Source organism: Candidatus Accumulibacter sp. ACC012, from assembly GCF_907163155.1.
Classification (GTDB): Bacteria; Pseudomonadota; Gammaproteobacteria; order Burkholderiales; family Rhodocyclaceae; genus Accumulibacter; species Accumulibacter delftensis.
The window spans coordinates 82,543-95,249 of record NZ_CAJQUC010000025.1 but is presented as its reverse complement, the minus strand read 5'-3'; the positions used below and the strand labels follow the sequence as shown (position 1 = coordinate 95,249).

The following is a 12,707-nucleotide window of genomic DNA, read 5'->3' as shown; positions in this document are numbered from 1 at the left end:
TCAGTTTTTTCCCTTGAAATCGGCCAGGTTGCGGGCGAGCTTGAGAAGGTTGGAACTGGCCTTGAGCTGTGCCTGTTCCAAAGCCTGGCGATTGACCTCGAACTGCAGGCGTTGCTCGGCACGCACCAGACCGATGGTGCCGCCGCCATCAATGAAAGCGTCGGCGTCGCTGACCGTCAGTATCGGCTGTCCGCTGAGCGCGCGCAGCAACTGGCTCATACGGCGTTCTTCCGAGTCGGCGATGAACAGCACCTGACAGGGGCGCGTCTCGTCGATGCCCAGCAGTTGGCGCACGGCGACCGGGCGCCCTTGCACCTGGCGGCCTTCGTGCGCTTCCAGAGCGTTGCCGACGGCGCTACGGCCGAGGGCGCAGATCAGTAGGGGCGCCGTGCGGGTCGTGAAAACGCGCTCCGGCCATTCGATGTAGCGCGCGAAGTTGATCACGAACGCCGCCTTGGCCTGTGCCTCGGTGAGCGTGCCCTGGGCGCGAGTGCTGCCGGCAGCCATGATCGTGGCAATCGCCAGAAGCACGGCGAGACAACGGAGCGCCAAGGAGTTCATGCGTGCGGCCATCGAGTTGTCACTCTCCGCACTCTCAGAACTGCCACTTGGCCTTGACGTATACGCCGCGCTCTATTTCCAGCGCCTGCCCGGGCAGCAGGCTGGGGACGAACTCCGGGTGCTGGTTGTCGAGCAGGTTCTGCCCGACCAGCGACAACTCCAGGTCACGCGTCGGCCGCCACGCGTAGCGCAGGTCGAGGGTGGTGTAGGCCGGAATCGAGAACTGCGAGGTCCGGTCGCCGAGCTTGCTGACATAGCGCAGCCAGAGATCGAACTGCTGCCGGTCGGTGACGGACATCGACGAACGCAGCGACCATTGATGCTGCGGGTCGCTGCTGTTGTAGATCTGCGCGCTGGCGACGGAGACCGGGTCGCCACTGGTTGACGAGGAGGTCAGCGAGAGGTAGCTGTAGATCGGCTGCAGCCGCCACCAGGGCAGCGGCGACCAGTCGACGGAGACCTCGACACCATGGGTATGCGCCTCGACGTTGTTGTCCGGGGTGATCGTCTGAACGATGTGCGGTGGCGGCGGCGAGAATTCGAAGCTGCGCGCGCCGAGCACCGCCGCGCGCAGATCGCCGTACTGGTTGTAGAAAGCGGCGACATCGAGCGACAGATTGTTTGCATAGCGCTGCCGGTAGCCGAGTTCATAGGCCAGGACGGTCTCCGTTTTCAGCTCGTGATCGTCCTGGACGTTGCGCGTCAGGATCGGGAAGGGCGAGGGATTGCCCGGCGTGCCGGGCGGCTGCACCGACCGGTCGATGTCGGCGTCGAGTTCGCCGCGCGATGGGGTGCGCACGGCGCGGGCGACCGAGCCCCACACCGACTGACTGTCGCTTGGCGTCCACATCAGGCGGGCGTTTGGCAGCGGTTGATAGCCGGTGAAATTGTTGGTTTCCAGGCGCACGCCGAGGATCATGCGCAGCGTATTCGGCAGCAGGGTGATGTCGTCGTGGACGAAGGCACTGGCCAGATTGAAGCTGCGACTGTCCGGCTGGAAGGACATGATTCCTGCCGAGTCGATGCGGTCACCCGAGTAGCGATAGCCGAGGCCCCAGAGCACGTCGTGGCGCTTGCCAACGAGCAGACGATGCTGGAAATCCATGTCGATCGTCGTTCGGTCCTCCTTGAAAGCGCCGGGTAATTCGATCTGGCTGACGTCGACATAGGCCTGCAGCGCGGCTTCGGAACCATCGTTCAGGATCCATTCGCTGCGCCCGAGCAGGTGCGCTCCCTTGCCGGTCTGCTGCATGTCGGTGAGCCGCACTCCTTGCGGCGCAGTGATGTCGGGGACCTGCCAGCGGTCACCGGTATCGTTCGAATAGGCTTGACCGCTGAGCATCACGCGCTGGCCGCTGGCGACGGTCCAGTCGCCGCGAAAGCCGACGCGCCCCGAGCGCCAGTAGTCGTTACCCGAGCGACCGTCAGCGCTGACCGCCGTGTCGCGATTGAAGGCCTTTCCCCAGACCCGGTAGTGGCCGTCGCCGGCCTCGCCGCCATGGCGGAACGAGGCGAAGCCGCGTTCCTCGTTGCCGGCGCCGGCAACGAGCAGATTGCCCTGGGTATCGCGCGGTCGGCGGGTGATGATGTTGATCACCCCGTTGACCGCGTTGGCTCCCCACATCGCCGCCCCTGGGCCGCGGATGACCTCGATGCGCTCGATGTCTTCGAGGAGGGTGTCCTCGTTTTCCCACAGGACGCCGGCAAAGATCGGCGAGTAGATGCTGCGCCCGTCAGTTTGTTGCCGAAGCGGTCGTTGAAGCCACGGACGCTGACCGCCCAGCGATTATTGGCCAGGCGCGCAACCTCGACGCCGGGTGCCATGCGCAGCGCTTCGGGAATGCTCGTCGCTCCCGAGCGTTCGATGTCTTCACGACTAATCACGTACACCGCCGCGGCCACGTCGTGCAGGCGCTCGCTCTTGCGCGAAGCGCTGGTCACTTCGACGCGGAGCAGGTCTTCGAGGCTGATGTCGAGCTCCTCCGGCGGCAGGGACTGGGCTGTGGTCTGGGTTGCAAAGGCGAAAGCGAAGGCGAGCGCGAGGGCACGGGTCGAGGCGGCGGTTTTGGCGGTCATGGTTCGGGGGCCTCTCGGGTCGGGTATCGGCGACTGACAGGTAGTTAACGGACAAAACCAGCGCACCTTTATGGCCGTGGTTCAGGTTTTCGGCAATGGGGTCGTTGTTGCCGCAGCGGAATCCAAAAAAATGCCGCCCTCACGGGCGGCAGTTGAAGGTTCAAGTGTTGGCCGCCAGGTGGCGGCCGCGGCCTCAAGCCTGGGCGGCGCTCAGTGCCTTTTGCAGCTGTTCGAGGGCCAGGGGATCCTCGATGGTCGTCAGATCGCCCGGGTCGCGACCTTCGGCGAGGGCCTGGATCGTCCGCCGCAGCAGCTTGCCCGAACGGGTCTTGGGCAGCACGCTGAGGAAGTGCACGTGACTCGGGCGAGCGATCGCACCGAGGCTGGCGTCCACCTGCTTCATCACCGCCTTTTCTAGCGCAGCTACCAGCTCTGGCGTGGCGATGCTGTCGGCGCTCTTGACCACCGCGAAAGCCATCGGCATCTGACCCTTGAGCTTGTCGGCAACACCGACGACGGCAACTTCGGCAATCGCCGGATGTCCCTGGATGGCTTCTTCGATCTCGCGCGTCCCCAGACGGTGGCCGGCAACGTTGATGACGTCATCGGTACGGCCGAGGATGTAGTGATAGCCTTCCTTGTCGGCGATACCCCAGTCGAACGACGAGTAGACCTGCGGCTCGCGGAAGAGCGTGAAGTAGGTCGACACGAAGCGCGCGTCGTCGCCCCAGACGGTCGACAGGCAGCCCGGCGGTAGCGGGGGCAGGATGCCGACGATGCCTTTTTCATCCGGATCGCAGATCGTGCCGTCTTCGCGGAAGATCTTGAGGTTGTAGCCATAGACCGGGAAGCTCGGCGTGCCGTAGCGGATTTCGGTCTTCTCGACACCAGGCATGGCCGACAGCATCGGCCAGCCGCTTTCGGTCTGCCAGTAGTTGTCGATCACCGGCAGGCCGAGTTCGCCCATCAGCCACTCGTGCGTCGGCTGGTCGAGAGGTTCGCCGGCCAGGAACAGATGCTTGAGCGTCGACAGGTCGTACTTGTGCATGTACTCGGTGTCGTGCTTCTTGAGCACCCGTGCCGCCGTTGGCGCCGAGAACATGACGCTGACCTTGTATTTCTCGACGATCTGCCACCAGATGCCGGGATCGGGACGCAGCGGCGTGCCTTCGTACATGATAGTGGCCATGCCGGCGAGCAGCGGACCATAGACGATGTAGGAGTGGCCGACGACCCAGCCGATGTCGGAGGTGGCGAAAAAGGTCTCGCCGGCTTCGCCGCAGAAGATGTTCTTGATCGACGCGGCCAGGGCGACGGCGTAGCCACCCGTGTCACGCTGCACGCCCTTCGGCTTGCCTGTGGTTCCGGAGGTATAGAGGATGTAGGACGGCTCGGAGGACTCCAGCCAGACGATCGGCACGTCGGTGTCCATGACCTTGGCGCGTTCGGTCGCATAGTCTACGTCGCGACCAGCGACCTTGTTGAAGCCCTTGTCGATGCCACGATCGATCATCAGCACTTTCGCCGGCTTCTTTTCGGCCAGGGAAATCGCCTCGTCGAGCAGGCCCTTGTAGGGGACGGCCTTGCCGCCGCGCATGCCGGCATCGGAAGAGACGATCAGTGCCGGCGTTGCATCGTCGATGCGGGTGGCCAGCGAACCGGAGGCAAAGCCACCGAAAACGACCGAATGGATGGCGCCGATGCGCGCACAGGCGAGCATCGCGAAGGCCGCTTCAGCGACCATCGGCATGTAGATCAGAACGCGGTCGCCCTTGCCGACGCCGAGGTTTTGCATGATCGCCGCCATGCGCATCACTTCGGCTTTCAAGTCGGCGAAGGAATAGACCACTTCCTGGTCGGTTTCGGTCGAGATGAAGACCAGCGCGCGGTCGTTCGGTCGCGTGGCGGCGTGCCGATCGACGGCGTTGTAGCAAAGATTGGTTTCGCCTCCGACGAACCACTTGGCGAACGGTGGCCGGGAAAAATCGAGTACCTGGCTGAACGGCGTGTGCCAGTCGATGAGTTTGGCCTCTTCTCCCCAGAAAGCGTCCGGATTGTCGATTGATTTCTTGTGAAACTCTTGGATTGTCGTCATGAGACTCCCTCGTGCAAAATTTAAACCACGTGCTGCAGTGGAAACTACGCCTGCCGGGTGTCTTGGAGCGCCTAATGCTCCCGGTCAAGCGTCCTTTTTCGGATCTCTGCCAAAGGCAGACCCAACTTCAATTCCCTTTCCAGTAGTTCCAGGAAGGGCAGTACTTCTTTGCTCAAGTGCAGGAGATGCGGGATCACCGCGTTCTCGTGTCCGGCCTTGATTAGGTCGATGGCATGGCCTAGGCGTGGCGCTGGTTGCTGGCTCAACGGTTTTTCGCCGCAGGCGACGACGCGATTGCCACCCGCCTGCTGCGCCGTCTTGAGGCGCTGAGCGGCCAGGGTGAGCAAGGACGACGCTGAGTTTAGACGATCAACCGGGGTATTTGCCACCCCGACGCTGACCGACAAATCGAGGCGTTTGCCGTGCACCGCGATATTAGCCACCGCGAAGGCCTCGCGAAGGCGATTGGCGAAGGCTTCGCAGGCCGGGTAGGGGGTACCCGGCGAAACCACGGCCAGATCGCTGCCGGAGTAGTGGCCGAGGCTGTCCTCCTTGCGCACCTTGGTGGATAGCATACTTGCGAAACGTTTGTGCAACTCTTTGACCAGATCTTCACCGTGCTCGTTGCGCAGTGCGTCGAAGCGGTCGAAGCCCATGATCAGAATGCTCACCGGGCTCTCGTGGCGCAGGGCATACGAGATTGCCTGCGCCGCATGAACTTCGAGGCGCTGGCGGGTGGGTAGTCCGGTATCGGGGTGCTGGGTGTCGCGTTCCGGATTTTCGCGGAGGACGTTCTGCGCCTGGGCCAGGCGCAGTGCCGAGTCGATGCGCGCCAGCAGTTCGCTGGCGCCGATGTTGCCGGCGATGAACTCGGAGGCGCCGAGCGCGCGGGCGCGCACATTGGCCTCCTCATCGTTGCTGGCGATCATCAGCACCGGAATTTGACGCAGGCGGGCCAGCCTCGACGAGCGCAGTCGCGCCAGCAGACCGTCGCTATCGAGTAGCGGTATTGATATCGACACGGCGCAGATCACCAGCTGCAGCGAATGATCGATGACCAGCGCCTGCCAGCCGCCTTCACCATCGCCTTCCTCGCGGAAGTCGTACTGGTCGCGGATGAGCTGGACGAGCTGGGTGCGGACGTTTCGCGATTCATCGACAATCAGGATGCGAGGCCGTTGCTGCGGGGTGTCCATCGCGGTGGGCGCTGGCAATCAAGGCCGGGGCGTCAAGTGCCGCCCACAGCGACCACTACCCTGCCATGCGCACGACCCTTGAGGAAGTCGTCGAAGACCTTGGGCAGTTCGTCGAAAGCGATGCAGCGCGTCATCGACTGCAGATGCTGCGGGCGCAGGTCGCTGGCCAGACGCTGCCAGAGGCTGCTGCGGTACGGCTCGCCAATGTAGCCGGAATCGATTCCCAGCAGGCAGGCGCCGCGCAGGATGAAAGGCATTACTGTCGTGTTCAGTGACGGGCTGGCTGCCAGACCGATGCTGGCGATCGTTCCGCCCTGTTTCATGGTGCTGACGATCCAGGCGAGAACCTCGCCGCCGAGGTTATCTACGGCACCAGCCCAGAGCGTCTTGTCGAGGGGCCTGATGCGCGACAGGTCGAGCGTCGAACGGAGCATCACGGCTGCCGCGCCCAGGCTTTTGAGGTAGTCGACTTCGCTTTCCTTGCCGGTCAGTGCCGTGACCTGATAACCACGCCGGGCCAGCATGTCCACCGCCAGACTGCCGACGCCCCCGCTGGCCCCGGTGACGATCAGCGGACCCTTGCTCGGTTGGAGACCGTTTTCCTCCATGCGCACAATTCCCAGCGCCGCCGTGAAGCCCGCGGTACCCAGGGCCATCGCTTCGTACAGCGATAGACCGGTGGGCAGGGGGACGACCCATTGCGCGGGCACCCTGGCGTATTCGGCATAACCACCGTGGTGCGCAACGCCGATGTCGAAGCTGGTGGCAATGACCGCATCGCCGACGCTGAAGCGCGCGTCGCTGCTCGCGGCGACGGTTCCCGAGAGGTCTATGCCGCCAACGCAGGGGTAGCGGCGGATGATGCGGCCGGCGCCGGTTGCCGCCAGCGCGTCCTTGAAATTAACGCTCGAGTAGGCGACCTTGATCGTTACTTCGCCCGCATCCAGTTGCGCTTCCTCGAGCTTGACGAAGTCGCTTTTGGTGACACCTTCCTGTTCATCGATCAGATACGCTTTGAAGGGACTCATGCAGGCTCCGTACGTTGGATTGGATGGGGTTGAGCACAAGGAGTCGAGCACAACGGGAGTCGAGCGAAACGCGGGGCGAAGCTGCCGCCTCGTTGACCGTCGGGACAGTCGGCGATTATAAACACAAAGCCCAGCACCTTTGCGCGCCAACGCGCGTCATCGCCGTTGCCAGAATTAGAGTCTTCGATGCGGGTGCCAGCGAGACAAGGAATATAGCGCGTTTGTTCCCTTGCTCGTATGTGCAGTGCAGCATTGCCACGAGGCTGATTTTTATTGGATATCTCATTTAAGTGAGTCGCTTGCAGTGCTTGTTTCGATCGGTTTCTGGGATAGCTGCGGTTGGATTGGGGGTTTACAGTGTGACTTTTTTCACATAAATTCCGCCTCTATGCTCAAAAAACACCTTCTCGCCTCCCTTTTCGCTGCCGCGCTGATGGCTTTCCCAGCGGTCCTCCCAGGAAGTGCCGGCTCGGTTTACGCCACCGAATTGCACAGGATTGCCGAGGACGCGTCGTTCTTCGAGCGCTACACCAACAGCGCTCAAGACCTGATTCTCAAGGGTCTCGAGCTGATCGGCATCAACTATCGCATGGGCGGCACCAATCCCGATGTCGGCCTGGACTGCAGCGGTCTGGTGCAAGTGGTTTTCAAGGAGGCGATCGGCATGTTGCTGCCGCGCACGGCCAGAGAACAGAGCCAGGTGGGTGCGGTGATCGGCCGCCAGGAGCTGAAAGCCGGAGACCTTGTTTTCTTCAACACCATGCGGAGCGCGTTCTCGCACGTCGGCATCTATCTCGGTGACAACCGCTTCCTGCACGCGCCGCGCTCCGGTGCCGAAGTGCGTATCGAGGATATGCGCCAGAGTTACTGGATCAACCGCTACAACGGCGCCCGTCGCTTGCTGGCTCGCGAGGAGCAGAAAAGCCTCGCTCAGTAACCGGTTATGACCGTCCCCCCTGGCCCTTCGTCCGCGAGGAGAGAAGGGCGACTCCTGAGTTGCGTAGGCGACTTTCAGATTAGGGGTGGTAAGCCGGAACCCCAGAAAATTCGGTCAGTTTAGTGTGTAGTGCTGCATTCTTGATCAGACTTTCCGAAACCATTTCCCGCAGCGACTTGTAGCGCCGCATTTACAATTCCCGACGAGGCCTTCGTTCATGGGTGGGGATCTGTAGCAGGCATGTGTTGCCCGGCGCCTTGGCGGCGGTGCTCAAAATGCCAGCTGCAGACGGGCGCCGGCAACGGTGGAGTCGGGTAGCGAAAGCCCGGGATTGAAAATGCGCTGGATCAGCGGTTGCACGATCACGCCGCGTGCCAGCTGGGCCTGGTAGGTTACTTCAACGACGGTTTCCGCAGTAGCCGACAGCGGCGTGCCAAGATCGGCCGCCAGCAGTTCACGTCCCTGCAGGCCGACGTGTGCGCGCGTTGCTGCAATGCCGAAGATGTCGTCTTCACGGCCAGCGAGCACGCCCTGCCAGGCGATACCGGCGCTGACCGAATAGTCGATGTTGTTGGTCTTGCCGTCGGTAAGGCCGTAGCGAACGAAGGCCGTCAAGTTGCGATTCGAGTCGGGGACACGATAAAGGGTCTGTTCGCCGAGAATGTAGGCACCCCAGTGCGTCGTGGTCTTGGCATCGCCCGCCGCGTTGACCGCCACCAGCTCCGGGAACTGCGGCGTGAAACGCCAGGCGCCAAGGGCGAGCTTGCTGATGGGTTCGAAGCCACCCGCGTGGCTGGCGGCCGGAGCTGACGCACCGAGCGTCACGCCCAGTTCGGCCGGACGCAGGCCGACTTCACCGATGACCATGCTGCCGCTGCCCTGTTGCCAGCTGATGTTGGGGCCGGCAGTCGCTGCACGCTCGGTCGTAACGCCGCGGGTGACGGCCAGCATGGCGTACCAGGCAGGGTCCGGATCGATCCGCAGGCGGGCGCCCCAGGTGCTGGTCGGGTAGATAGTAGGGCCTGCCAGGGTGCCGAAATCACCGGCTTCGGCGGACATCCCGAACGACGGATGCAGAAAAACGCCCGACGAATCGGTAACGTAGAACTCGGAGTCGAGCGGGTAAAGGCCAAGCCGCAGCGAGCCCTTGTCGTCGAGGAAGGACTGCTGCAGCCAGGCCTGGAAGATGCCGCTGCGGTTGACCGGAGCTTCGATGTTGTCAATGCCCATCAGGCTACCGACGTAGTTGAGATTGACGCGTTGGCCGCTGTTGCTGATCAACTGCAGGTACGCCGATCCGCCCTGCCAGCCGAGCAGCTTCTCACCGTCGACTTGCAGGATCAGGTCGACATGACCCATGTAGCCGCCGCCGCGTTTGAAGCCACCACTATTGTTACGGAGGTAGTCAGCGGTGTAGAGAAGCTCGAGCTCGGCACCTTTGTCGTACAGGCGCTGACGGGCACCGCCCCAGTCGCCGGTGAGGGTGCTTTCCTGCCAGTTCGGCGCAGCGACATCGGCGCTCGCGATGGAAATCATCTCGTGCGCCGGCCCGCCCTCGCTCTGCCGGATTTCGTCTGCCCTTGAGGACGCGCCGGGGTCGTCCCCGGCGGCAGCATGCACAGGCGAAGCTTGAGTGAAAAGGACAGTGAGCAACAATGCGCTGCGCGCGGCGCCGAATGTGTACTTGGACATCAACATCCATCTTCCAAAAAAGTGAGCGAGAGCCAGCCTCGCGGAGCATGACCGTTGTCAAAGCTGCCCTAGCGCAGCAAGGACCCAAAGGAATGGGTTTGCAATGTACATGAGAATCATTCGCGTTACCATGGTTTGGCTGAACTTTTCCATGGTTAGGAATGATGGATCGTCAAACGGCCCGAATCTCACAGCTGTAAATGCGAAGAATTCGCATTTACAGCAAGCTCTGCGCTTGTTAATATCCGTTGCTAACAAGAGTTATTCGCATCTCAAGCAATGGAGGTATGACATGAAAGTTCTGTTTTCGCGTTCGCTGTTGACTCTCGCGGTGGTTGTCGCTGCCTTCGGCAGCAGCGTCAGCCAGGCCGAGGACAAAGTGCTGAATCTTTATTCGGCGCGGCACTATCAGACCGATGAAGCCTTGTACCAGGGTTTCACCGAGCAGACCGGAATCACCATCAAGCGTATCGAGGGCAAGGAAGACGAACTGCTCGAACGGATCAGGAACGAGGGCGCCTACAGCCCGGCGGATATCCTGCTCACCGTCGATGCCGCGCGGCTCGCCGCCGCGCACGAACTGGGACTCTTTGCGCCGCTGAGCTCGCCGCTTCTTGAGGCGCGTATTCCGGCCAATCTGCGCACCGTCGACTGGTTTTCGTTCTCGACGCGTGCGCGCGTCATCGTCTATGCCAAAGGCGTCGTCAAGCCCGAGGAAGTGCAGACTTATGGCGACCTGGCCAATCCTCGCCTGAAGGGAAAGATCTGCTCGCGTTCGGGCTCGCATCCCTACAACCTGTCACTGATGGCGTCGATCATCGCCCATCAGGGCGAGGCCAAGGCCGAGCAATGGGCGAAGGGCATGGTGGCCAATTTCGCGCGCGCGCCGAAAGGTGGGGATACCGATCAGATCCGGGCGGTGGCTGCTGGCGAATGCGCGGTGGCGGTCGCCAATACCTACTATCTGGCGCGCCTGATGCGTTCGGACAAGCCCGAGGACCGCACGACGATGGACAAGATCGGCGTCGTCTGGCCTGACCAGCAGAGCTATGGGGCACACATCAACGTCTCCGGTGGCGGGATTCTCAAGCATGCACCGCACAAGGAAGCAGCGCTCAAGTTCCTCGAGTATCTGGCCAGCGACCAGGCGCAGCGCTATTTCGCCGATGGTAACAACGAGTGGCCGGTGGTGGTCGGGATCAAGATCGACAATCCGGCGCTGACTGCGCTCGGCAAGTTCAAGGCCGACCCGCTGCCGGTCGGCTCGCTGGCGATGTATCGTGCCAAGGCGCAGATGATCTTCGATCAGGTGGGGTATCGCTGATTGCCTGATTGCGTTAGAGCGCTAATTTCGCTGCTCGCGCCGATCGCCGCAGCGGCGTCAGCGATGGCGGCGTGAAATCTGGCGTGACAGCGCGATGAGCGGTAGCAGTCCAACGACGACGATGGCCAGCGACGCGCTGGCTGCTTCGGCGAGCCGTTCGTCTGCGGCCAGCGTATAGGCCTGCGTGGCCAGGGTGTCGAAGTCGAAAGGGCGCATCACCAGCGTCGCCGGCAACTCTTTCATGACGTCGACGAAGACCAGCAAGCTGGCGGTGAACAGGCTGCTGCGCAGGATCGGCAGGTGCACCCGGCGCAGCGTTGCGCCCTGACCGAGGCCCAGGCTGCGCGCCGCATCGTCCATGTTCGGGGTGATTTTCGCCAGGCTGCTGCTCACCGCCTGCAAGGCGACGGCCAGAAAGCGCACCAGATAGGCGTAGATCAGCGCCGCGATTCCGCCCGTGAGCAGCAGGCCGGGGTTGGCGCCGAACCAGTCTTGCCACTGGCCGGCCAGCCAGATGTCGAGGCGGCTGACCGGGATCAGGACACCGACGGCGATGACTGAACCGGGGACGGCGTAGCCGAGGCTGACCAGGCGGTTGAGGGCGCGCGCCAGTAGCCCTTTCGAGAGGCGTGCGCCGTAGGCGAGCAATACCGCCAGCGACACGGCGATGATTGCGGTCAGGCCGGCGAGCACGAAGCTGTTGCGCACCATGACGAAGAAATGTTCGCCAAAGCGCGCCTCGCCGTTGGCCAGCGCCAGGCGCAGCAAGAGGTAGGCTGGCAACAGGAAGCCGATGGTCAGCGGCAGCGCACACACTGCGCTGGCCAGCCAGCCGCGCCAGCCCGACAAGTGCTGGCTAGTGCGTGGCCGGTTGCGTGCGGTGGTGTCGTAGAAGCGCGAGCGGCCGCGGGAGACCCGCTCGATGGCCAGCAGTAGCATCACGAAGCCGAGCAGCGCCGCCGCCAGTTGCGCTGCGGCAATGCGATCACCCAGCGAGAACCAGGCACGATAGATGCCGGTGGTGAAGGTCTGCACGCCGAAATAGGAGACCGTCCCGTAATCGGCGAGCGTTTCCATCAGTGCCAGCGCGGCGCCGGCCGCGACGGCCGGCCGGGCCAGTGGCAGCGAGACGCGAAAGAAACTGCGCCAGGGCCCGAGACCGAGTGTGCGCGAGGCTTCGAGCATGCCGCTGGCACGCTCGATGAAAGCCGTGCGGGTGAGCAGATAGACGTAGGGATAAAGAACGAAGACGAACATGGTGACGGCGCCGCCCAGGCTGCGCACTTCCGGAAACCAGTAGTCGGCCTTGCTCCAGCCGAAGTACTCGCGCAGGAAAGTCTGCAGGGGGCCGACAAACTGCAGGAAATCGGTGTACACGTAGGCCAGAACGTAGGCCGGCATGGCCAGTGGCAAGACCAGCGCCCACTCGAAGACGCGCCGACCGGGAAATGAATGCATGGTCGTCAGCCAGGCTGTGCTGACGCCGAGGACGACCACCCCCACCCCGACCGTCAGGCACAGTACCAGGGTGTTGGCGATGTAGTCCGGCAGCACGGTCGCTGCCAGGTGCGACCAGGTCGTTCCGGTACCGCCGCTGAGGATGTTGGTCAGCACGCTGGCCACCGGCAGGCCGACTAGGGCGGCGACGGTGGCAGAAACGACGAGCAGGGGATTGAGCGGTGAGCGGATCATGATTCAAGTGCGTAAATGAGAATTATAATTGACAAGCAGCCTTGCTCCTTGCTGCTTCACGTCCTGGCTGACGTCGGCAGGAACTGAGCAGCTGGGGTCCGCCGCC

Annotated in this window: 10 protein-coding genes; 2 read left to right on the top strand and 8 right to left on the bottom strand. The window is 62.9% G+C overall.

Annotation, left to right across the window (positions count from 1 at the left end; genetic code table 11):
• The 6 genes from QZ648_RS23920 to QZ648_RS23895 form a co-directional block, all read right to left on the bottom strand.
• The gene (locus tag QZ648_RS23920; protein WP_169066017.1) at window positions 1-573 is read right to left on the bottom strand and encodes a YfiR family protein; all 573 of its coding nucleotides are present in this window, start codon (window positions 571-573) and stop codon (window positions 1-3) included.
• Between the two features lie 22 nt (window positions 574-595).
• On the bottom strand, window positions 596-2,257 hold the full coding sequence (locus tag QZ648_RS23915) for a TonB-dependent receptor (RefSeq protein WP_366144240.1): 1,662 nt from the start codon (window positions 2,255-2,257) through the stop codon (window positions 596-598).
• Complete coding sequence (locus QZ648_RS23910; RefSeq protein ID WP_291998492.1) at window positions 2,155-2,637, bottom strand: TonB-dependent receptor plug domain-containing protein; 483 nt, start codon at window positions 2,635-2,637, stop codon at window positions 2,155-2,157. Before QZ648_RS23910 ends, QZ648_RS23915 begins: the two co-directional genes overlap by 103 nt.
• Before the next feature lie 193 nt (window positions 2,638-2,830).
• Entirely contained in the window at window positions 2,831-4,732 is a 1,902-nt protein-coding gene (locus QZ648_RS23905; protein WP_169066015.1) for a propionate--CoA ligase, read from the bottom strand.
• A gap of 71 nt (window positions 4,733-4,803) precedes the next feature.
• Window positions 4,804-5,928 carry a diguanylate cyclase gene (locus QZ648_RS23900; RefSeq protein WP_291998491.1) on the bottom strand — a complete coding sequence of 375 codons (1,125 nt, stop codon included), beginning with the start codon at window positions 5,926-5,928 and terminating at the stop codon, window positions 4,804-4,806.
• A gap of 32 nt (window positions 5,929-5,960) precedes the next feature.
• Window positions 5,961-6,956 (bottom strand): oxidoreductase, encoded by a 996-nt coding sequence (locus QZ648_RS23895; protein WP_169066013.1) that lies wholly within the window; start codon window positions 6,954-6,956, stop codon window positions 5,961-5,963.
• A 388-nt stretch (window positions 6,957-7,344) separates the two neighbouring features.
• On the opposite strand from QZ648_RS23895, the gene QZ648_RS23890 reads away from it, so the two are divergent.
• Window positions 7,345-7,893 (top strand): C40 family peptidase, encoded by a 549-nt coding sequence (locus tag QZ648_RS23890; protein WP_169066012.1) that lies wholly within the window; start codon window positions 7,345-7,347, stop codon window positions 7,891-7,893.
• Window positions 7,894-8,163: 270 nt separating this feature from the next.
• Here the strand turns inward: QZ648_RS23890 and QZ648_RS23885 are convergent, their stop codons facing one another.
• Window positions 8,164-9,585, bottom strand: coding sequence for a carbohydrate porin (locus QZ648_RS23885; protein ID WP_291998490.1), 1,422 nt, complete (start codon window positions 9,583-9,585; stop codon window positions 8,164-8,166).
• 292 nt (window positions 9,586-9,877) lie between these two features.
• Between QZ648_RS23885 and QZ648_RS23880 the strand changes: the two genes are divergently transcribed.
• The gene (locus QZ648_RS23880) at window positions 9,878-10,909 is read left to right on the top strand and encodes an extracellular solute-binding protein (protein ID WP_169066011.1); all 1,032 of its coding nucleotides are present in this window, start codon (window positions 9,878-9,880) and stop codon (window positions 10,907-10,909) included.
• A 57-nt stretch (window positions 10,910-10,966) separates the two neighbouring features.
• Here QZ648_RS23880 and QZ648_RS23875 read toward each other — a convergent pair whose 3' ends face one another.
• On the bottom strand, window positions 10,967-12,601 hold the full coding sequence (locus QZ648_RS23875; protein WP_291998489.1) for an iron ABC transporter permease: 1,635 nt from the start codon (window positions 12,599-12,601) through the stop codon (window positions 10,967-10,969).
• Window positions 12,602-12,707: the final 106 nt, after the last annotated feature.